This window comes from Amycolatopsis sp. NPDC049252 (genome assembly GCF_043197175.1).
In the GTDB taxonomy this organism is placed as follows: Bacteria; Actinomycetota; Actinomycetes; order Mycobacteriales; family Pseudonocardiaceae; genus Amycolatopsis.
Genome location: NZ_JBICSQ010000028.1, coordinates 81,266 through 101,889, shown reverse-complemented (window position 1 = coordinate 101,889; position 20,624 = coordinate 81,266). Strand labels below are relative to the sequence as shown.

Below are 20,624 nucleotides of genomic sequence, written 5' to 3'. Positions count from 1 at the left end.
CCCTGACCGCCGGTGACCTGGAGCCGCTCCTGGAGCAGTACGGCGCCGGCAAGCTGGTCACCCCGGCGCGTCCGGCCACCGCGACGCCCCGCGCGACCGCGCGGCCCGTGGTGACGACCCGCCCGGCCACTCCGGTCCGGCCCGCGGCCGCGACCCCGCCGCCGTCACCGGTGCGCCCGGCCACGCCCGCGCCTTCGCCCGTGCGCCCGGCTCCGCCCGCCCCGTCGCCGGTCCGCCCGGCGGTGACCGAAACCCCGGCCGAGCCGGAGCAGACCGAGAGCGCCGCGCCCGCCGAGGTCCCCGCGGTGGCTGCCGAGTCGCCGGAACCGGTTGCGGCACCGGCCGAAACGGAACCGGCCGAAGCCACCGACGTCCCCCGGCCCTCGTGGCCGCGCCCGGCCGAGCTGTACCTGGTCAGCCTCGTCGAGGGCGGCGAGCCGTCGGCCGAGGCCGAGTACCGGCTGGAAGAACTGTCCCGCGAGTACTCGCACCCCGGCGAAAACGGTGAAGCACCCTTCCGTGTCGAACTGTTCTGGGCCGACGACGGCCAGGGCCAGGACCCGCCGCGCACGCTGCGCGGCGGCGTGCACGTGATCCGCGTCTACAGCCAGAAGCAGGGCCGGGCGCTGGTCGGGTCGCGGACCGAGGCGCCCGGTCTCGTGCTGCAGGCCTACACCGACGAGTTCGCCTACCCCCGCCGCACGTACTGCTACCTCCTGACGCGCGAGACCACGGCCAAACCGGCGTTCGGGGACCTGCGCAAGGGCCTCGCCACGATCGGCGAGAAGCCGAACTTCCGGAACAGCTTCCAGGTCCCGCGGAAGATCGAAGCCCTGCTCGCCCTCTGGCCCGACCTCGAATTCGACCCCCGCTAGGGGGCGGTTCACGCCACACCGGGGGACGGACGCGCGGAAGTTGTCGGGGCAGGCGGATATCCTGCAGTACGGTGCAGGCCGAGTCCGCACCTCACCGAACCTTCGCGAGCCACGATCCGGGAGAACGACCCTGTGACTGCCGAGACCTTGTACGGGGCCGACGACCTGACGCACCTCGAGGGGCTCGAGGCCGTCCGCAAACGCCCCGGGATGTACATCGGCTCCACCGACAGCCGTGGCATCAACCACCTCTTCTCCGAGGTGGTGGACAACTCCACGGACGAAGGTGTCGCCGGCCACGCCACGCGCATCGTCGTCACGCTGCACGCCGACAGCAGCGTCCAGGTCGACGACGACGGCCGCGGCATCCCCACCGGAACCCACGCCAAGTCCGGTTTGTCCGGCGTCGAACTGGTCCTGACCCGGCTGCACGCCGGCGGCAAGTTCGGCGGCTCCGGCTACAAGACCTCCGGCGGCCTGCACGGCGTCGGCGCCTCCGCGGTCAACGCGCTGTCGCACCGCTTCGACGTCACGGTGAAGCAGGACGGCAAGGTCCACCAGATGTCGTTCAAGCACGGCGTCCCCGGCATCTTCGACGCGCCCGGCCCGAAGGCGAAGTTCACCCGCCACTCCGGCCTGAACCTCGTCGGCAAGATGAAGCGCGGCGAGCGCAGCGGCACCTCGATCCGCTACTGGTACGACGCCCGCTACTTCGAGTCCGGCGCGGCGCTGGACGTCGAGGGCGTGCGGTCGAAGCTGCGCAACACCGCGTTCCTCGTCCCGGGCGTCACGTACGTGCTGCGCACGGCGATCGAGGACACGATCAACGAGGAGACCTTCCACTTCCCCAACGGGCTAGTGGACATGGTCGACTTCCTCACGCCGTCCGGCGAGAAGCCGGTCTGCGGCACGCTGATGATCACCGGCGAGGGCACGTACAAAGAGAACGCGGCCGACGCCGCGGGCGTCATGCAGTCCAATGTGGAGCGCCGCGCCGAGATCGAGGTGGCGCTGCGCTGGGGCACCGGCTACGAGCGCACGGTCGAGTACTTCACCAACACGATCCGCAACGTCCACGGCGGCACGCACCGCCGCGGCTTCGACCGCGCGATGGCGAAGGCGATGCAGGACGCCATCTCCAAGACCCGCGGGCTGCTCAAGCCCAAGGAGGACATGCCGACGATCGAGGACGTCCTCGAGGGCATGACCGCCGTGATCCACGTCCGGCTGCCGGAGCCGCAGTTCACCTCGCAGACCAAGGACGAGCTGTCCACCGCCGGCATCACCCGCGTCATCCAGGGCATCGTCGACAAGCACGTGAAGGCCTGGACCGAGGACCGCCGGACCAAGTCCGAGGCCAAGGTCGTGCTGCAGAAGGTGGTCGACGCCTCCCGCGTCCGGCTCACCCAGAAGCAGCAGAAGGACGCCGCGAGGCGCAAGACCGCGCTCGAGGGCGCGGCGATGCCGCCGAAGCTGGTCGACTGCCGCACCACCGGCGTCTCGCGCAGCGAACTGTTCCTGGTGGAGGGCGACAGCGCGCTCGGGTCGGCCCGGATGGCGCGCGTCTCGGAGTACCAGGCGCTGCTGCCGCTGCGGGGCAAGATCCTGAACGTGCAGAAGGCGTCCCTGGGCGACACGCTGAAGAACGCCGAGATCGCGTCGATCGTGCAGGTGCTGGGCGCGGGCACCGGCCGCACTTTCGACCTGACGACGATGCGCTACGGCCGGGTGATCCTGATGGCCGACGCGGACGTCGACGGCTCGCACATCCGGACCCTGCTGATCACCCTGTTCGCCAAGTACATGCGCCCGGTGATCGAGGACGGCCGGCTGTACGCGGCGATGCCGCCGCTGCACAAGCTCGTCACGAAGGGCCGCAACCCGGAGACGCACTTCACGTACACGCAGCAGGAGATGGAGTCCAAGTACGCGGAACTGGAGCGGGCGGGCAAGAGCATCGTCACACCGGTGCCGCGGTTCAAGGGCCTCGGCGAGATGGACGCCGACGAGCTGTGGGACACCACGATGAACCCGGCCAGCCGCTCGGTCCGCCGGATCACGATGGACGACGCCGAGGCCGCCGAGAACGCGCTGGAACTGCTGATGGGCGAGAAGGTCGAGCCCCGGCGCAACTGGCTGGTCGCCTCCTCGGACCGCATCGACCGCGACGCCATCGACGCTTGATATTTTCGTAGCTACCAAGGAGTTCTGCCGTGGCACGCCGCAAGGGCACCACCACCAAGGTCGATCCCAGCGCGTTCGACTCCGCCGGTGCGAACGTCTTCGACAACTCGCTGAAGACCGAGATCGAGGACTCGTACCTGGAGTACGCGTATTCGGTCATCCACTCACGCGCCCTCCCGGACGCCCGGGACGGCCTGAAGCCGGTGCACCGCCGGATCCTGTACTCGATGAACGAGAACGGCTACCGCCCGACACACGCGTACGTGAAGTCGTCACGCGTGGTCGGCGACGTCATGGGCAAGTACCATCCGCACGGCGACGTCGCGATCTACGACGCGATGGTGCGGCTGGCGCAGGACTTCTCGTTGAACGTGCCGTTGATCGACGGGCACGGAAATTTTGGGTCTCCAGACGATGGACCGGCCGCGAGCCGTTATACCGAAGCCCGCATGTCCCCCGAAGCGATGCAGCTGGTCGGTGAGCTCGGCGAGGACACCGTCGACTTCCGGCCGAACTACGACGGTTCGCTCGAAGAGCCGACCGTGCTGCCCGCGGCGTTCCCGAACCTGCTGGTCAACGGCACGTCCGGGATCGCGGTCGGGATGGCGACCAACATGATCCCGCACAACCTCGGCGAGGTCGTCGCCGCGGCGCGGTGGCTGATCACGCATCCGACCGCGACGCTCGACAAGCTGATGGAGTTCGTGCCCGGCCCCGACCTGCCCACCGGCGGTAAGCTGCTGGGCCTCGACGAGGTGCGCCGCGCGTACGAGACCGGCCGCGGCGTCGTCCGGATGCGCGCGAACGTCGAGACCGGGCCGCTCGAAGGCAGCCGCGGGCGGCAGGCGATCACCGTCACCGAGCTGCCCTACGGCGTCGGCCCGGAGAAGGTGATCGAGAAGATCACCGACGAGGTCAACAAGTCCAAGCGGCTGACCGGCATCGCCGACGTCAAGGACCTCACCGACCGCGAGAACGGCACGCGGCTGGTCATCGAGTGCAAGGTCGGCGTCAACCCGCAGGCCCTGCTGGCCGACCTCTACCGGTTGACGCCGCTGGAGCAGTCGTTCGGCATCAACAACCTCGTCCTCGTCGACGGCCAGCCGCAGACGCTGGGCCTCAAGGAGCTGCTGGAGGTCTTCCTCCGGCACCGCTACGAGGTCGTCACGCGGCGCACGAAGTACCGGCGCCGCAAGCGTGAAGAGCGGCTGCACCTGGTCGACGGCCTGCTGATCGCCCTGCTGAACATCGACAAGGTCATCAAGCTCATCCGCGAAAGCGAAAACGCGCAGGCCGCGAAGGACGGCTTGATGACGCGGTTCAAGCTGTCGGAGATCCAGGCGACCTACATCCTCGACACCCCGCTGCGCCGGCTGACCAAGTACGACCGGCTGGAGCTGGAGTCCGAGCAGGAGCGGCTGCGCGAGGAGATCGCGGAGCTGAGCAAGATCCTCGACGACGAGTCGGTGCTGAAGAAGCTCGTCTCGTCGGAGCTGGCGAAGATCGCGAAGGACTTCCCGACCGAGCGCCGCACCGCCCTGATCGACGGCGACCTGAAGGAGGTCCTGGCCGCGTCGAAGCCGTCCGGGCCCCTGGAGGTCGAAGACGACCCGTGCCAGGTGATCCTGTCGGCGACCGGGCTGGTCGCGCGCACGGCGGCGGAGTCCGAAGAGTCGACGGAGACGCGCCGGCGCAACGGCCGCGTGAAGCACGACGCGGTGTCGGCGGTGGTCCACACCACCGCCCGCGGCCAGATCCTGCTGGTGACGAGCCGCGGCCGGGCGTTCAAGACGGACGTCCTGCCGTTGCCGGTCCTCCCGGAGCAGGCGGGCACGGTGTCGCTGCGCGGCGGCATGGCGGCGCGCGAGCTGATCCCGTTGGAGAAGGGCGAGACGGTCGTCGGCATCGCGCCGTTGGGTGAGCAGGCAGCAGGCTCTCCCGGCCTCGCGCTCGGCACGCGAGCCGGCGTCGTGAAGGTGTGTTCGCCGGAGTGGCCGGTCCGCTCGGACGAGTTCGAGGTCATTTCGTTGAAGGACGGCGACGAAGTCGTGGGCGCCACGTGGCTTCGCGATGGCTCGGAAACGCTGGCGTTCGTGACGTCGGAGGCGTCCCTGCTGAAGTACGCGGCCTCGCTGGTCCGCCCGCAGGGCTTGAAGGGCGGCGGCATGGCGGGCATCAACGTCGGCGCGGGGTCGGCGGTCTTCTTCGGAGCGGTCCGCACGGACGACGACGAGCACGGCGAGCCGATGGTGATCACGGCAACGGGCGTGAGCGTGAAGGTGACCCCGTTCAGCGAGTACCCGGCCAAGGGCCGAGCCACCGGCGGGGTTCGAGCGCAGCGGTTCCTGAAGGGCGAGACAGCGCTCCGAGTGGCCTGGATCGGCCCGCGCCCGGCAGGTTCGGCCCGCAACGGAGACCCGGTGGAGCTACCGGAGGTCGACGTCCGCCGCGACGGCTCGGGTCACGCCCACCCGGGTCCGGACGTGGTGGGTCACCTCATCGAGCGAGACTGACGGTTGTTGGTGGTGTGCCTGCCCGGCCCACCACCGACAACGTCGTAGCCGCCCGATTACTCGGCACAGAACTTCTCCAATTTTCTGGCCAGTTCCTCGGCCGCGCCATGGTCGGACTCTCCGGACCGTCGAGTGCCGACGCGATTCTTTCCGCCGAATACAAAGGCATCCGTCCTACCCGGGTTTTCGGGCCGCTCGCTCACGTCGGCCTGTTCTGCCGGGCCGAACACAGCAGCACCCATAGTCACGTCGGCAGCATGCTTGAGAAACCCCTCGCGAGCTGCCTCGGCCCTCTCGGCTGCCAGGAGCGCTGTCTCGAACTGCTCGGCCACCCAGAACGGTCGTGCGAACCTCGGCATCACGTAGAGCTCGGCGAGCAGCTCGCGACGACGCCCGTCGCCTTTCGGGTACAGCAAAACCGTTACTCGCAAACGAATCCGGGGGAACCCGAAGGCCAGTTCGTCTCGCCCCTTCTCCGTGAGCTCGTAGTAACGACGCGGCGGACGGTCGCTCACCTCTTCCGCGGCCTCCCAGCCGTCAATGCCCCAGCCGTCTTCGAGCATCCTGCGCAGGATCGGATGAAGGACTCCCGACCGCACCCCGGATTCCTTGCTGAGGCTGTATCCCCACTGTCGAGCGGCGGAGTCGGCCATCATGGCGATCGCCACTTGGACGAGCGCGTAAGTTGTCTTTCCGCGTTCAGGTGGGCTCTTTCAGGCCAACAGCGCCTTCGCGATGTGGGTCACCTGGATCTCGTTGCTCCCGGCGTAGATCATCAGCGACTTGGCGTCCCGGGCCAGCTGCTCCACCCGGTACTCCGCCATGTACCCGTTCCCGCCGAACAGCTGCACCGCCTCCATGGCCACATCGGTCGCGGCTTCCGACGAATACAGCTTCATCGCCGACGCCTCGGCCAGCGACGGGCGCTTTCCCGCCCGGAGCTTGGCCACCGTCTGGAACACCATGTTCTGGACGTTCAGCCGGGCCACCTCCATCTTCGCCAGCTTCAGCTGGATCAGCTGGAACCGCCCGATCTCCTGGCCCCACAGCGTCCGCGACCGAGCGTACGAGACGCACAGCCGCTGGCACTCGTTGATGATGCCCAGCGACAGCGCCGCCACGCCCACCCGCTCCGCCGCGAAACTCTCCCTCGCGTCCGACGAACCCGACGACGACAAGAGCCGGTCCGCACCCAGGCGGACGTCGTTGAAGAACAGCTCGCCCGTCGGGGACGACATCATGCCCATCTTCTTGAACGCCTTGCCCTGCACGAACCCCGGCATGCCGCGGTCCAGCACAAAGGCGAGCACCGGCCGGTCGCGCGGCGGCGACCCGTCGTCCAGCTTCGCGTAGACCACCACGACGTCCGCGTGCGGGCCGTTCGTGATGAACGTCTTCTGGCCGTTCAACACGTACTCGTCGCCGTCGAGCCGCACGGAAGTGCGCATGCCGCCGAACGCGTCCGAACCCGAGTCCGGTTCCGTGATCGCCCACGCGCCGATCTTCTCGAACGTCGCCAAGCCCGGCAGCCAACGCTCCTTCTGCGCCTGAGAACCCTTCGACAGGATCGTCGCCGCGGTCAACCCCAGCGAAACACCCAGAGAAGCCACGATCCCCAGGCTCACCCCCGCCAGCTCGCTGATCGCGATCAGCGCCAGCGTCTCCTGACCGCCCAACGATGAGGAAGACGAACCAGAAGACGGTGACAAGACCCGAGAGACCGCCTCCGCAGCGAGAACATCCAGCCCGAAAGCGGCAAAGAGCTTCCGGATGATGTCGTACGGCGGCAGCTGACCACTTTCGAGAGCATCCAGCTGCGGGCGGATCTCCTTCGCGATGAACTCGCGGATCGAGTCGCGGACCAGCAGGTCCGTCTCGGACCACTCGATCACGGCAGCCTCGCCGCGATGTCGTCGATCGCCCACGGGCCTTCGGTTTCGATCACCTTGACGTCGTGCCAGCCCGCCAGTTCCGAGATCGCGCCGCCCTGGACCGCGAACACCTTGCCCGTCAAGGTGCACTTCTCGGACGCCAGGTAAGCCACCAACGGCGAGATGTTCGCCGGCGAGAAAGCATCGAACTCGCCTTCGGAGACCGGTGCCGCGAAGATCGCGCCCATCCCCGGCGTCGCCAGTGTCAGACGGGTACGGGCGATCGGGGCGATGGCGTTGACGCGCACGCCGTAGCGCTCCAGTTCGGCGGCTGCCACCAGGGTCATCGCCGCGATGCCCGCCTTCGCCGCGCCGTAGTTGACCTGGCCGGCGTTCGGCAGCGTCACCCCGGACGCCGACGCCGTGTTGACCACCGACGCCGCGGCCGGCGTACCCGCCTTCGACTGCGCTTTCCAGTACGCCGCCGCGTGGTGCAGCACCGCCGCGTGGCCCTTGAGGTGCACCGCGATGACGTCGTCCCACTGCTGCTCGGTGATCCCGGCGACAAACGCGTCGCGCAGGATGCCCGCGTTGTTGACCACGACGTCGAGCCGCCCGAACTCCGCGACGGCCTGGTCGACCAGCTCCGACGCGCCCGCCCACGACGTCACGCTCGACGTGTTGGCCACCGCCTCCCCGCCCAGCTCACGGATCTCCGCGACGACGTCGGAGGCGGGCCCGGAGGACGAGCCGCTCCCGTCGTTGTCACCGCCGAGGTCGTTGACGACCACCCGCGCGCCCTCGCGGGCGAACAGCAGCGCGTGCTCCCGCCCGATCCCGCGGCCGGCGCCGGTGATGAGCGCGACGCGCCCGTCGAGTGCACCCATCAGCTCTCTCCGATCTCGGCGAGGCCGTCCTTGACGACGACCTGGTCTCCCACCGTGGTTTCGAACGCGTAGAGACCGGGCCCCGCCGACCAGATCGACGTCGAGAGGTCCTGGCCCGGCAGCACCGGCGACGCGAACCGCACGGCCAGCCGCCGCAATCTGTCCACTGAGGACTCGCCGACCTCGGTCAGCACCGCCCACGACGTGAACGCCATCGTGCAGAGCCCGTGCGCGATGATCCCGGGCAAGCCGGCGGCCCGGGCGACGTCTTCGTCGAGGTGGATCGGCATCGGGTCGCCGGCGGCCGGGCCGTAGCGGAACGTCTGGTCGTCGTCGACGTGCTGGCCGACCTTCGCGACCGGGGCCCGCGAGCGCAAGGCGTCGTCGAAGCGGTGGCCAGGGCCGAGCACCCCCTGCTTCTCGCCGGTGTCGAAGCCGCGCACGAAGAACGTCACGTACTGCTCGTTCACCAGTTCGCCGGAAACGGAACGGCACTCGAGGTGGACGGTCGCGCGGGTCCCCTTCGGCAGCCCCTCGTACCCGGTCATCTTGGCGCGCGACACGAGCGCGTCGCCGGGCCGGATCGGGCGGTGGAACCGGAAGTCCTGCTCGCCGTGCAGCACCTTGCCGAACAACGACGCCGGCACCACTTCGAGCGCCGGTTCCAGCAGCGACTGGAACACCGGCACGATCGCGAACACCGGGCTCGCGACGTCGCCGGCGCGGTGGGCCGGGATGGGATCGTTGGTCGCAGCCGCGTACTCGGCGAGCCGCTCACGCGTGACGTCGAAGGACACCGGCTCGGTCCACTTGTCCAGGCCGGTGGCGTCGAACTTCATGCGACCAGGGCCTTGAACTTGTCGAGGGACTCGTCGAGGTTCTTCTTGCCGTCCTTCTCGACGGCCTTGCCGAGCGCGCCGACGATCATCTGGCCGGTGAACTCGGCGTCGATCGAAGCCGCCGAGCCCGCACCGGCCGCCGCGACGGACAGCGAGAACTTGATCTTCACCCCGGCCATCCCGGTCCCGGAGATGACCAGCCGGTGCGGCGCCTCGTAAGCGTCGACGGTCCAGGTGATCGTGTTCGCCATGCCGAGCATCGTGACGACCTCGGACACCTGGGCGCCCTGCGCGAACTCGGCGGGGACGTCACCCTTCCACTTGGTGTGGATCGTCAGCCACTTCTCGAAGTTGTTCGGGTTCGAGAACTCCGCCCACACCTTGTCCGGCGTGGCCGGCAGTTCGACGGACGCGCTGATCTGGCCCATGGTTCTCCTAAGCTCGCTGGTAGGCGGTGACGACGGCGGCGCCACCGAGTCCGATGTTGTGCTGCAGCGCGGCCCGCACGTCCGGGACCTGCCGCTTGTCCGCGTCGCCGCGCAGCTGCCAGGTCAGTTCGGCGCACTGGGCGAGACCGGTCGCGCCGAGCGGGTGCCCCTTCGAGATCAGCCCGCCGGACGGGTTGACCACCCACTTGCCGCCGTAGGTGGTGTCGTTGTTGTCGACGAGCGCCCCACCTTCGCCTTCGAGACAGAGGCCGAGTGCTTCGTACGTCAGGAGTTCATTGGCGGAGAAGCAGTCATGCAGTTCGATGACCTGGAAGTCCGCCGGTCCGAGGCCGGCCTGGTCGTACACCTTCAACGCGGCCTGGCGCGTCATGTCGTAGCCGACGATGTTCTTGGCGCTGCCGTCGAAGGTGCTGCGGAAGTCGGTGGTCATGGCCTGCCCGACGATCTCGATCGCACGCTCAGCCAGGCCGTTCGTCTCGACGAAGGCCTCGCCGGCCAAAATTGCCGCGCCGGAGCCGTCCGACGTCGGTGAGCACTGGAGCTTGGTCAGCGGGTCGTAGATCATCCGCGACGCGAGGATGTCGTCGAGCGAGTAGACGTCCTGGAACTGCGCGTACGGGTTGTTCACCGAGTGCCGGTGGTTCTTCTCGCCGATCTTGGCGAAGTGCTCGGCGGTGGTGCCGTACGCCTTCATGTGCTCCCGGCCGGCGGCGCCGAACATCCACGGCGCGGGCGGGAACAGCACCTCGGAGATCTCGGCGAGCGCCTGCATGTGGTTACCCATGGGCTGCTCGCGGTCGTCGAACGTCGAGCCGAGCGAACCGGGTTTCATCTTCTCGAAGCCCAGCGCCAGCACGCAGTCCGCGCGGCCGCCGCGGATCGCCTCCGCGGCCAGGTACAGCGCGGTCGACCCGGTGGAGCAGTTGTTGTTGACGTTCACGACCGGGATCCCGGTCATGCCCAGCTCGTAGACGGCACGCTGCCCGGACGTCGACTCGCCGTAGACGTACCCGACATACGCCTGCTCGACGGCGTCGTACCCGAGCCCGGCGTCCGCGAGGGCGTGGGTCCCGGACTCCTTCGCCATCTGCGGGTAGTCCCAGTTCTCGCGCCGCCCGGGCTTTTCGAACTTCGTCATCCCGACACCGACGACGTACACCTTGTTCGCCATGCAACAAACATACAGACCGGCATGTATTTATCAAGACCAAGACCGTAACCCGCAGGTCAACGGGACAAAATTCAGCCCAGCGGAGCCAGCGGACCCGGGTAACGGACCGGATCGAGGCAGCTGCCGAGGCCGTCGACGACCGAGCAGAAGCCCGGCGGCCGCACCGGCGTGTAGCCCGCCGGGACCCCGTGGCCGTCGATCAGCTGCCGGTACGTCGTGACCGCGTCCGTCGGATGGCGCACCAGAGCGGTATCCGAGCGAGCGTCCACCGTGTACAGACCGAAGCGGGGCTGGTAGCTGCCCCACTCGTAGTTGTCCGTGAGGCTCCAGTAGTTGTAGCCGATCACGTTCATGCCGTCGGCCTTCGCGCGCTGCACCCAGTAGATGTGGTCACGCAGGTGGTCCGAGCGCGTGTAACCGTCCGGGCGCGCGTTGCCGTTGTCGGTCGGCATGCCGTTCTCGACGACGTACAGCGGCAGCCCCGGGAACTTCCGCGCGTAGTACCGCAGCGCGTAGTAGATCCCGTCCGGCTGCGGGGTCACCTTCCAGAACTCGCCGCTCGCCGCGTGGATCGCGCTGAGGTTGTCGAGGCTCGCGCCGTAGTAGTAGTCCAGGCCGGCGAAGTCGAGCTTGTCGCGCACCTGGTCGAGGAACGACGCGTCCAGCACCCCCTGCACCGCCGGGACGTACGCGGTGTTGCTGGAGACGAGCGCGCCCGGATCCAGCTGGTGGATGAGGTCGTAGGCGGCGCGGTGGACGCGCACCAGCCGGGCCTGCGCCCACGGCAGCTTCCAGCCGGCGAGCCCGCCGTTGGCGGTCTCGTTCTGCAGGTAGACGGTCGGCTCGTTGATCGTGATCCACAGCGCGCCGAGGCCCTTGTAACGGTCGACGACGCGGCGGGCGTTGGCCAGCCAGGCGTCGACCGTGCGGTCGCTGTCCCAGCCGCCCTGGTCGGCGACCCAGCCGGGGTAGACCCAGTGGTCGAGCGTGATCATCGGCCGCATGCCGGCGTCGAGGACGTGCCGGACGACGTCGTCGTAGTACGCCAGCTCGCTTTGGTCGATCTGGCCCGGCTGCGGTTCGATCCGGGCCCACTCGACGCTGAAGCGGAACACGTTCACGCCGAGCTGCTTCGCGCGGTCGATGTCCGCCACGTAGTTGTGCCGGAAGTCGACGGACTCGCGGTAGGGCTCCTTGATCGACGACGTCTTCGCCTGCTCGTAGCGGCGCCAGTTGCTGTCGAGCGCCGAACCTTCCGCCTGATAACCCGAGGTCGCGACGCCCCAGAAGAACGGCTGGGTGACGGCCACCGCCGGCGACACCCCCGCGAGGAGACCCGCGAGCACCGTCACGACCACGAGGACTGCACTGCGCCGCATCGCTCCCCCATTCATGAAGGAACTTCATGTTAGTGCCGCGGTGACTCGCCGCACATCCACCGAAGGACGGAAGACAGACGGCCGACCCGCCGCTGGTACCGGCGCAAGCCCGTACGACGCGCGCTGGTCGTCACGCACCGGTGGACGTCGCTGGTGCTCGGGCTGCCGCTGGTCCTCGAGACCACCGCCGGCGTCATCCTGCTCTATCGCGCCGAGTACTTCCGGGCCACGCACGCCGACTTCTACGCGCACACCGACAGCGCGCACCCGCTCGGCCTGCAGCAGGCCCGCGACCTCGTCAGACAGGCGCACCCCGAGTTCTCCGCGGCCTGGGTGAGCAACGACGGCGGGATCATCGCCGTCGGCGACACCGGCTACACCACGGCCTACACCGACGGCGTCATGGGCTGGCTGACGAACCTGCACGACTGCGCGTTCACCTGCAAGGACGACCCGGGGTACGTGTCGTGGCCGGCCGCGCCGACACCGGTCTCGGAGATGAACGGGGGTGAGCTGGTCCTCGTCGTGCTCGGGCTGCTGATGATCCTGCTGGCGATCACCGAAATCGTCGTCTGGTGGCCGGGATTCAAGAAGTTCTCGCACGGCTTCCGCGTCCGGCTCGGCAAGGGCCGGTTCGCGCGCGACTACGACCTGCACAACGTGATCGGCCTCGTGTCGGTGCCGTTCGTGCCGATGTGGGGTGTCACCGGCGCCGCGTTCTACCTGCCGCCGGTGGAGAACGCGTGGCTCGCCATCACCGGCGGCACCACGCCGGACGAGGCGAAGTACAGCTTCACGGCGAACCCGGCGGCGCCCGGCACGCCGGTGATCGGCATCGACCAGGCGTCGTCGGCTGCCCTGGCCGCGTCCCCCGGCACGGTCCGCTACCTCGTCCCGCCCGCCGAAGGCACGGACTACTACTCGGTGTCGATCGCGGACGACGGCTACCAGCCCTACGGCGCCCGCGCGTTCTTCGGCGGCGACCGCACGGTGTACGTCGACAGCCACGACGTCACCCATGTGTCCTCTGTGGACGCAGCACCGGAGCCGACGGCGAACCGCTTCTACAGCAAGGTCTTCGAGGCCGCGTACTTCGGCTGGCTCGTCGACGGCTGGTGGCGGCTCGTCTGGGTCGTCCTCGGCCTGGCGCCGCTCGCGCTGCTGCTCACGGGTATCTCGACGTGGCTCTTCCGCCTCGGCACGAAACGCCGTCGCCGCAAAGCGCGCCGGGCGTGATCGAGCCACTGGCCTTCGCGACGACGGTGCTCTGCCTGCTCTCCGGCCTCTTCGCCCTGGTCACCGCGGCGCTCGGCCGCTACCGCCGGCCACCCTGGCGCCCGCTGGCCGTCCTGATCAAACCGGCCCTGCTCGCCCAGGCGATCGCGGGCCTGGCCTCCGCTCACCACCCGGCGGAACCCGGCACGCACGTCGCCTACCTCGTCACCTCACTGGCGGTCCTCCCCGCAGCCCTGACGTGGGGCGCCCGCGACACCACCCGCTCAGCGGGCTCACCCTGGCCGTCCTGGTCATCCGCCTCCAGACCACCTGGCACTGAAAGCCGTGAATGGCACATTGAGGGGCTTGGAGTCCCTCAATGTGCCATTCACGGACCTTCCTCAGCCGACCTTGAACGACTGGGCGGCGCTGCCGTTGCACGTCGACTGGACCAGCTGGACACTGTCCGCTGTGGACGATGCCGGCACGGTCAGGCACTTGCCCGTGTGACGGACGGCGAAGTGGTAGTACCCGCTGCCTTCCGACACCGGCTGCCACTGCTGGTTGTCACCACCGCCGTAGGCCCACAGCTGCAGACCGGCGTTGTCGGTCGTCGCCACGTTCGCGACGTCGATGACCTGCGCCGGGTTGGTCCGGTTGTTGATCCGGTCGTACCCGCCGCTGGTCGGGGCGAACTGGAACTGCTGCGCCGTGGTGCCGTTGCAGGCGTACTGCTGGATCACGGTGCCGTTCGCGCTGGCCGCGGCCCGCGCGTCGACGCACTTGCCGTTCGCCTTATTCGACACGGCGTACCAGGCCGACGGGTCGATCGAGCCGTCCGGCGGCGGGGTGGTCGTGCCGCCGCCACCGAGCCACTTCAGGCCGTCGAGCAGGAATCGGTTCTGGTCGGCGCTTTCGAACGTCGACGACAGCGCGGTGTTCGTGTCGTAGTTCATCGCGTTGTGGCCGAAGTTCGAGTAGATCATCTTGTAGTTCTTGTTGGTCCACGAGATCGGGTAGTAGCCGCTGTACCAGGTCTGGTTCGGGTCGGTGCCGATCGGGAACGTGGACTGGTCCATCGACGCGAGGATGGTGATGTTGCTGTTCTGGCGCAGGTCGTTCTGCCAGGCGTACCACTCGGACGTCGAGGACTTGATCGTCGCCGGCAGGTTCACCGTCGACGGGTGGGTGCGGTTCTCGATCTTCAGCGTCTCCGGCGTCGGGCCCCACGAGTTCGAGGTGAACCGGCCGGTGCCGAGGAAGTCGTTGTGGAACCAGTTGGCGTACGACGGCGTGGTGTCGTCGTTGTAGGCCGTGACGTGGAAGCCGTAGAACCCGCCGCCGGCCTGCATGTACCGCTGGAAGCCCTGGAACTGCGCCTGCGACTGCGGCTGGTCGTCGAGGAACATCACGACCTGGTACTGGTCCGGGGTGATGGACGTCAGCTGGTTCCAGTTGGTCGTCGAGGTGTAGGTGAAGCCGTTGGCCGCCGCCTGCTGCGGGAACCAGACGTTGGCCTCCTTCTCGAAGCTGATGTGCGCGGCGTCGTAGGTGCCGCTGTAGAAGGCGAGCACCTTGAACGGCGTCGCGGCGTGCGCGGCGGGGGCCGCCGGGCTGCCGAGGCTGAGCCCCAGCAGCGCGGCGAAGAACGCCAATATCCGGATCAACGGGCGGCGGGTTCTGGACGGCATGCGTGTTCCTTCCGGGTGGGGGCGGGTCACCGATGACGCGGGTAGTGGAGGCCGTAGCCGAACGGGAACAGCGCGGGCTGGCCGTCGCCGACGTTGATCGGCTGCTGGCCGGCGCTGCGCATCCAGGTCACCGGCAGCTTCCCGGTCGGGTTGTAGTCACCGAAGAGGACGTCGGCGACACCCTGGCCCTCGCTGCCCGGCAGCCACGACTCGACGAGCCCGGCCCAGTCCCCCACCTGCGCCGCGATGTCGAGCGGCCGCCCGGACACCAGGACGACGACCGTCGGCACACCGGAGTCCTTCAGCTTCGCCAGCGTCGCCAGGTCCGCGTCGTCCAGGCCCATCCCTTGTGGACGGTCGCCCTTCGTTTCGGCGTAGGGTGTTTCGCCCACCACGGCGACGGCGACGTCGTAGCTCTGGTCGATCCCCGTGCCGTCCTTGGCGTAGGTCACCTTCGAGGAACTGCTCCTGATGCCCTGCAGGATCGTGGTGCCGGGGATGACCGGGCCACTGGTGCCCTGCCAGCCGACCGTCCAGCCGCCGGACTGGTTGCCCATGTCGTCCGCGTTCTTGCCCGCCACGAAGATCTTTTCGTGCTTCGAGAGCGGCAGCACGTGGTGGTCGTTCTTCAGCAGCACCTGGGATTCCCGGACGGCTTGGCGCGCCAGGTCGCGGTGGTCCTTGCTGCCGATGGTCTTCAGGTACCGCCGGTCGGTCAGCGGGTGCTCGAACAGGCCGAGCTCGAACTTCTTGGTCAGGATGCGGCGGTTCGCGTCGTCGATGCGCGACATCGGCACACGGCCCTGCTGCACCAGCGTGCGGAGCGTGTCAATGAACTTCTGCCAGTCGTAGGGCACCATCACCATGTCGATGCCGGCGTTGATCGAGGCTTCGACCTCTTCCGGTGCGAAGCCGGCCTTGCCGTCGATCTTGTCGACGCCGTTGTAGTCCGAGACGACGATCCCCTTGAACCCCAGTTCCTTCTTGAGGACGTCGTTGATCAGGTACGAGCCGGCGTGCATCTTGACGCCGTTCCAGCTGCTGTAGGAGATCATCACCGAGCCGACCCCGCGGTCGACGGCGGCCTTGAACGGCGGCAGGTGGATCGCGCGCAGCTCCTGCTCGCTGATCTCGGTGTTGCCCTCGTTGACACCGCCGGTCGTGCCGCCGTCGCCGACGTAGTGCTTCGCGGTGGCCATGATCGAACCCGGCTGGTCCAGCGAACGCCCCTGCAGGCCGGTGATGATCGTCGACATCTCGGTGGCCAGCTGCGGGACCTCGCCGAACGACTCGTAGGTGCGGCCCCAGCGGTCGTTGCGGGCGACACACAGGCAGGGCGCGAAGTCCCAGTCGATGCCGGTGCCGGAGACCTCTTCCGCGGTGGCGCGGCCGATCTTCTGCACCAGCTTCGGGTCGCGCGACGCGCCGAGGCCGATGTTGTGCGGGAAGACGGTGGCGCCGTAGACGCCGTTGTGGCCGTGGACGGCGTCGACGCCGTAGATCAGCGGGATGCCGAGCGGCGTGGCGAGGGCGGCCTTCTGGAAGCCGTCGTACATGTCGGCCCAGGTGACGGGCGTGTTCGGCGTCGGCTGCGAGCTGCCGCCGGAGAGCAGCGAGCCGAGCCGCCCGGTGGTGACGTCGGCCGGCGACTTCACCCCGAGACGTTCGGCCTGCATCATCTGGCCGAGCTTGTCGTCGAGCGACATGCGGCCGAGCAGATCGGCCACCCGAACCTTGACGGGTCGCCAGGAATCCTTGTAGGCCGGGCCGTTCCCCGCGAGGGCCGGGGATTCCGACGTCACCAGGAGCCCGAGGGCCAGCGCGCCGATACCCAGTCTACGTCCGAGACCCATCCGGGTCCTCCTCGTCGAGAGACCGAAATTCACGCCTTGAATTAAGACACAGGCTTTCGACGTTGGTCCAGACCTCTGAGCGAACTCGGTTGCCACTGAGCGGGATTGCGCTTTCCGGTCGCCTTCTGGCCTAATTCGGCGAAGCGCACGACGATCAGCGGGCTGCCCCCTCGGCGGCTTGGTCCGCCACCTCGCGACGGGCCGAACGGATGTGGCTGCAGGTCGCTGTCCGAGGTCATGCTGGACTCGGCGCAGTACTCGATGAGTGGAACGCTTTCCGGCTGGCTTTCGGCCTACTCGGCCGCCGCGGCGGAGACGGACGCGTACGTCTCGTCGTTCCGGTCCGCACGCCGGCCACGCGGACGTCATCCGCGAATCCCTGGACGGCGCGAACTCGACGGCCCGGCGGAACTGAGCCACACTGGCCCGATGCCTGCCGTCTACAAGAACCCGCGCGGACAGCGCGCGGTGCGGCAGTGGTGCACGGAAACGTTGGCGCGCGCGGACTTTTCGATCACCGGCCGGACGCTGGCCACCAGCGCCGGGCGGGTCGAACTGACCTCGGCAGGGACCGGGCCGACACGGGTCGTCCTGGTGCCCGGGACGGGGTTCAACGCGGCCGTCGCCCTGCCGTGGCTGCGGGCACTGTCGACCCGCTGGCCGACGACCGTGGTCGACCTGCCGGGTCAGCCCGGCCTCAGCGATCCGCGGCGGCCGTGGCGTTCCCGGCTCGCCTGGTACGGCCGGGTCCTGGACGAAATCCTGGCCGAGCTGGACGCCGACGACGTCGTGCTGGTCGGCAACTCCCTGGGCGCCGCCGTCGCCTTGGCCGCGAGCTCACCCCGCGTCGCGGCCCGGGCGCTGGTCTCCCCCGCCGGGATCATGCGGCTGAGCGTCGATCCGCACGTGGCCCTGGCGTCGACGCGCTGGCTGCTGCGGCCGACCCCGGCGCACACCCGCGCCATGCTCCGGTTGTTCGTCGGGCCCGGCGAAGAGCCACCGCCGACGGAGGTGGAGTGGATGACGCTGATGGCCGCCTGCTGCCACACGACGCTCGCTCCGCCGCCGCTGCCGCCCGCGCTCCTGGCTCAGCGCACCGGACGGCCGTGTGTCGTCGGGGTCGGTGAGCACGACCGGTTCCTGCCCCCGCGCCGGCTGGGGCCGGCCGCGCGCCGGACCATGGGTCTCGACGTCCGGGTCTTCCCCGGCATGGGCCACCTGACCACGCGCCTCGACGACGTCGTGGACCTGGTCGCCGAGGTCGCCTGAGCTACCGGTCCGAACGCAGCGACGCCGGGTCGAACGTGTCCCAGTACTCGTCGTCGTCCTCGACACTCGCAGGCGGAGGAGGCGCGGAACCCAGGCGTTCTTCCCGCAGCCGCTGGAATTCCTCGACCGTCATGCCCGGGTCGTCGTCCTCCGCGCGGGCCGGCGCGGGCACCCCCGTCATCTGCTCGATCATGAACGTCATGTCCTCGCCGAGCAGCAGCGCGACCTTGTTGTAGCCGTCCTGCGTCGCCTCGCGCATGGCTGCCTGGACGATCTCCACCACCAGCGGGCCCAGGCTCTCGCCCAGGTTGACCGCCGACGGCGCCAGCCACAGCCGCAGCAGCTTGCCGCGGGCGTCGACCGTGGCTTCCACCTGGCCGTCGAGGTCGTGGGCCGTGCCGGAAGCCGAGGCGAGCAGTTCCTCCACGCGAGCCATCGCCTCTTCGCGGGCCCGGGCCTGGGAAATCAGCTCACGCGTCGTGGGCATCGCGTTCACCTTCCGTAGGAGACGGACTCGGCGTCCGGGTCGTCGTCCGGGATCGGCTCGTAGCCCAGCGTCTCCAGCTGCGAAGCGTCGACGACCGGCGCGAGCGCGTGGTACATCCGGTCGCCCGCGCGGCGGGTCGCGCGCTGGGCCAGCTCGACGATCTGGTCGGCGATGACCGACGATCCGTGCCGCAGCGCGGACCGGTGGATCGTCAGTCCGGTGAGCAGCCCGCCCGGCGCGACCTGGACCTCGATGGCGCCGTCTCCGGACGACGCCTTGCCCACCACCGGACCCGTGCGCTCGAAGCGCGCGGACGCCTCCGCGCCCGCCCGGTCCGCCTGCTCGGCAATGCGGGCGGCGGCCAGGTCCATGTCGAATTCAGCCACGATGCGAAGTTACCCCGTCGGCCGGTAGAACCCGATGAACGACTGTCCCGCGTTCGTGGTGCGGATCTTGCTGATCTGGACCGGGTCGCCGGCCTCGATCATCTGGCCGTCGCCGATCACCATGGCGACGTGCCCGGACCAGACGACCAGGTCACCCGGCAGCAGCTGGTCGATCGAGGGCACCTCGGCCCCGACCGTCTGCATCTTCGCCGTCCGCGGCAGCTGCAGGCCGGCGTCCTGGTACGACGTCATGGTCAGCCCGCTGCAGTCGAGGCCCTGGCCGCGCGCGGTGCCGCCCCAGACGTACGGCACGCCGAGCTGCGACAGCGCCGCGCGCACGGCCTTCGCCGCCGTCTCGTTCGGCGCCATGACCTGCTTGCCGCCGGGCAGGTTGATGCCGACGCCGGTGCCGGGCTGCGGCGGGACCGCGACCGGCAGCCGCGGCTTGTGCACGGCACCGCCACCACCGCCGCCGCCTCCCCCACCGCCACCGCCGCCCCCGCCGGAGTCCCCGCCGCCGGAGTAGCCGCTGTTGCTGTTGAAGGACGAAGCCACCTTCGTCGGCGAAGCGCTGCTCGCGGACGTCGTCTGCTCGCCGCCGCCGAGCTTGGTGCCGATGTCGGTGAGCTGGTTGATCGTCTGCTCGCTGAACGTCGCGGCCTGGCCGGTCAGCCGGCTGATCTTGGTCTGCAGCTTCATCAGGATGTCGCGGGACGCGGCCCCGCGGCTCTCCGGCGGCTGGATGTTCTTGACCGCCGCCAGCGCCTTCATCGACGCCGAGATCTCCTTGATGATCTGGTCGCGGACCTGGTCGTTCTTGATCTGGCCCAGGTTGAGCGTCTCGGCGGCCTCGGCGACGGCCTTCTCGATCTCGGCGCTCTCGTCGAGCAGGTCCTGGACCTCCTGCTCCAGGCTCTTCGACGTCGCTGTCGCGCGGTCGGTCGTCGAGCCGGAGGTGGCCGAAGTCAGGTTGACGCGCTGCGCCGAAGCCGTGTCGTGGGTCCTGCCCATCGACGTCTGCAGCGCGACGTGGCCGTCGCGCGCGCCGCTGATCGCAGCCGGGTCGTGGCGCAGCTTGTCGGCGAACTGGTTCGTGGTGTCCAGGCCGTGCCGGACGAGCAGATCGGCGTGCTCGGTCACGTGAGGTCCGTGCCCAGCCGCCGGACGAGGTCGCCGTGCTCGGCCTCGACGCCGGCGTAGTTCCGGTCGGTCTGGCGGGCGGCATCACCCATCTGGCTCCAGCCGCCGCCGACGCGGTGCAGCTTCTCCTGCAGCGCCCGCATCCGGCCGGTGTAGGCGCCGGTCAGGCCGGACTCCTCGCCCATGGCGGAGAAGCCGACACCGACGTGCGGGCCGACGTGCTTGTCGGCCGCGCCCTTGACGTCTTCACCGAGCGGGTCGACCTCACGCGCGTACCGCGAGTACGCGCCGTCGTCGACGTGAAACCCCGAATGCGAACCGTCCACTGGCCCTCCCTGTCACCAGGGATGCGACGTGCTCGCGCCACCCCCGGTTCCCCACCCTGCGGAAGTAAAGCCTAGACCACGTTCCGTAC

Annotated in this window: 17 protein-coding genes and 1 pseudogene; 5 read left to right on the top strand and 13 right to left on the bottom strand. The window is 69.1% G+C overall.

From position 1 onward, the window contains the following. The 3 genes and pseudogenes from ACGFMK_RS26655 to ACGFMK_RS26645 form a co-directional block, all read left to right on the top strand. A pseudogene (locus ACGFMK_RS26655) lies at positions 1-875 on the top strand (hypothetical protein); the annotation flags it as partial. A 132-nt stretch (positions 876-1,007) separates the two neighbouring features. Next, entirely contained in the window at positions 1,008-3,059 is a 2,052-nt protein-coding gene (locus tag ACGFMK_RS26650) for a type IIA DNA topoisomerase subunit B (RefSeq protein ID WP_392768456.1), read from the top strand. Positions 3,060-3,088: 29 nt separating this feature from the next. After that, entirely contained in the window at positions 3,089-5,572 is a 2,484-nt protein-coding gene (locus tag ACGFMK_RS26645; protein WP_392768453.1) for a DNA topoisomerase (ATP-hydrolyzing) subunit A, read from the top strand. Between the two features lie 56 nt (positions 5,573-5,628). Here ACGFMK_RS26645 and ACGFMK_RS26640 read toward each other — a convergent pair whose 3' ends face one another. The 7 genes from ACGFMK_RS26640 to ACGFMK_RS26610 all read right to left on the bottom strand — a co-directional run bounded on the left by ACGFMK_RS26640 (position 5,629) and on the right by ACGFMK_RS26610 (position 12,168). Next, entirely contained in the window at positions 5,629-6,240 is a 612-nt protein-coding gene (locus tag ACGFMK_RS26640) for a PadR family transcriptional regulator (RefSeq protein ID WP_392768450.1), read from the bottom strand. A 45-nt stretch (positions 6,241-6,285) separates the two neighbouring features. Next, the gene (locus ACGFMK_RS26635; protein ID WP_392768448.1) at positions 6,286-7,464 is read right to left on the bottom strand and encodes an acyl-CoA dehydrogenase family protein; all 1,179 of its coding nucleotides are present in this window, start codon (positions 7,462-7,464) and stop codon (positions 6,286-6,288) included. Beyond that, the gene (locus ACGFMK_RS26630) at positions 7,461-8,330 is read right to left on the bottom strand and encodes an SDR family oxidoreductase (RefSeq protein WP_392768445.1); all 870 of its coding nucleotides are present in this window, start codon (positions 8,328-8,330) and stop codon (positions 7,461-7,463) included. The genes ACGFMK_RS26635 and ACGFMK_RS26630 overlap by 4 nt, the downstream gene beginning before the upstream one ends. Continuing rightward, entirely contained in the window at positions 8,330-9,169 is an 840-nt protein-coding gene (locus tag ACGFMK_RS26625) for a MaoC/PaaZ C-terminal domain-containing protein (protein ID WP_392768442.1), read from the bottom strand. Before ACGFMK_RS26625 ends, ACGFMK_RS26630 begins: the two co-directional genes overlap by 1 nt. Further along, entirely contained in the window at positions 9,166-9,597 is a 432-nt protein-coding gene (locus ACGFMK_RS26620) for an SRPBCC family protein (RefSeq protein WP_392768440.1), read from the bottom strand. Before ACGFMK_RS26620 ends, ACGFMK_RS26625 begins: the two co-directional genes overlap by 4 nt. A 7-nt stretch (positions 9,598-9,604) precedes the next feature. Next, positions 9,605-10,789 (bottom strand): lipid-transfer protein, encoded by a 1,185-nt coding sequence (locus ACGFMK_RS26615; RefSeq protein WP_392768437.1) that lies wholly within the window; start codon positions 10,787-10,789, stop codon positions 9,605-9,607. 71 nt (positions 10,790-10,860) lie between these two features. Beyond that, complete coding sequence (locus tag ACGFMK_RS26610; protein ID WP_392768435.1) at positions 10,861-12,168, bottom strand: family 1 glycosylhydrolase; 1,308 nt, start codon at positions 12,166-12,168, stop codon at positions 10,861-10,863. A 54-nt stretch (positions 12,169-12,222) separates the two neighbouring features. On the opposite strand from ACGFMK_RS26610, the gene ACGFMK_RS26605 reads away from it, so the two are divergent. Next, positions 12,223-13,404, top strand: a complete 1,182-nt coding sequence (locus ACGFMK_RS26605; RefSeq protein WP_392768468.1) for a PepSY-associated TM helix domain-containing protein — start codon at positions 12,223-12,225, stop codon at positions 13,402-13,404. Between the two features lie 380 nt (positions 13,405-13,784). Here the strand turns inward: ACGFMK_RS26605 and ACGFMK_RS26600 are convergent, their stop codons facing one another. Then, the gene (locus tag ACGFMK_RS26600) at positions 13,785-15,074 is read right to left on the bottom strand and encodes a ThuA domain-containing protein (protein WP_392768432.1); all 1,290 of its coding nucleotides are present in this window, start codon (positions 15,072-15,074) and stop codon (positions 13,785-13,787) included. Positions 15,075-15,100: 26 nt separating this feature from the next. Next, complete coding sequence (locus tag ACGFMK_RS26595) at positions 15,101-16,927, bottom strand: glycoside hydrolase family 3 protein (RefSeq protein ID WP_392768429.1); 1,827 nt, start codon at positions 16,925-16,927, stop codon at positions 15,101-15,103. 429 nt (positions 16,928-17,356) lie between these two features. Between ACGFMK_RS26595 and ACGFMK_RS26590 the strand changes: the two genes are divergently transcribed. Continuing rightward, a complete protein-coding gene (locus tag ACGFMK_RS26590) occupies positions 17,357-18,196 on the top strand; it encodes an alpha/beta fold hydrolase (RefSeq protein WP_392768427.1) in 840 nt (279 codons plus the stop codon). Between the two features lies 1 nt (position 18,197). Here the strand turns inward: ACGFMK_RS26590 and ACGFMK_RS26585 are convergent, their stop codons facing one another. Genes ACGFMK_RS26585 through ACGFMK_RS26570 form a run of 4 tightly spaced genes read right to left on the bottom strand, consistent with a single transcriptional unit; the run spans position 18,198 to position 20,535 of the window. Beyond that, complete coding sequence (locus ACGFMK_RS26585; RefSeq protein ID WP_392768424.1) at positions 18,198-18,683, bottom strand: YbaB/EbfC family nucleoid-associated protein; 486 nt, start codon at positions 18,681-18,683, stop codon at positions 18,198-18,200. Positions 18,684-18,688: 5 nt separating this feature from the next. Beyond that, positions 18,689-19,069 (bottom strand): YbaB/EbfC family nucleoid-associated protein, encoded by a 381-nt coding sequence (locus tag ACGFMK_RS26580; protein WP_392768421.1) that lies wholly within the window; start codon positions 19,067-19,069, stop codon positions 18,689-18,691. Between the two features lie 9 nt (positions 19,070-19,078). Further along, positions 19,079-20,209 (bottom strand): NlpC/P60 family protein, encoded by a 1,131-nt coding sequence (locus ACGFMK_RS26575; protein WP_392768418.1) that lies wholly within the window; start codon positions 20,207-20,209, stop codon positions 19,079-19,081. After that, the gene (locus tag ACGFMK_RS26570; protein WP_392768416.1) at positions 20,206-20,535 is read right to left on the bottom strand and encodes a hypothetical protein; all 330 of its coding nucleotides are present in this window, start codon (positions 20,533-20,535) and stop codon (positions 20,206-20,208) included. Before ACGFMK_RS26570 ends, ACGFMK_RS26575 begins: the two co-directional genes overlap by 4 nt. Between the last annotated feature and the right edge of the window lie 89 nt (positions 20,536-20,624).

Bases quoted from the DNA above. Each gene is read 5' to 3' on its own strand.
- ACGFMK_RS26630 (WP_392768445.1), bottom strand. From the start codon at position 8,330: ATGGGTGCACTCGACGGGCGCGTCGCGCTCATCACCGGCGCCGGCCGC.
- ACGFMK_RS26625 (WP_392768442.1), bottom strand. From the start codon at position 9,169: ATGAAGTTCGACGCCACCGGCCTGGACAAGTGGACCGAGCCGGTGTCC.
- ACGFMK_RS26620 (WP_392768440.1), bottom strand. From the start codon at position 9,597: ATGGGCCAGATCAGCGCGTCCGTCGAACTGCCGGCCACGCCGGACAAG.
- ACGFMK_RS26615 (WP_392768437.1), bottom strand. From the start codon at position 10,789: ATGGCGAACAAGGTGTACGTCGTCGGTGTCGGGATGACGAAGTTCGAA.
- ACGFMK_RS26610 (WP_392768435.1), bottom strand. From the start codon at position 12,168: ATGCGGCGCAGTGCAGTCCTCGTGGTCGTGACGGTGCTCGCGGGTCTC.
- ACGFMK_RS26600 (WP_392768432.1), bottom strand. From the start codon at position 15,074: ATGCCGTCCAGAACCCGCCGCCCGTTGATCCGGATATTGGCGTTCTTC.
- ACGFMK_RS26595 (WP_392768429.1), bottom strand. From the start codon at position 16,927: ATGGGTCTCGGACGTAGACTGGGTATCGGCGCGCTGGCCCTCGGGCTC.
- ACGFMK_RS26590 (WP_392768427.1), top strand. From the start codon at position 17,357: ATGCCTGCCGTCTACAAGAACCCGCGCGGACAGCGCGCGGTGCGGCAG.
- ACGFMK_RS26585 (WP_392768424.1), bottom strand. From the start codon at position 18,683: ATGCCCACGACGCGTGAGCTGATTTCCCAGGCCCGGGCCCGCGAAGAG.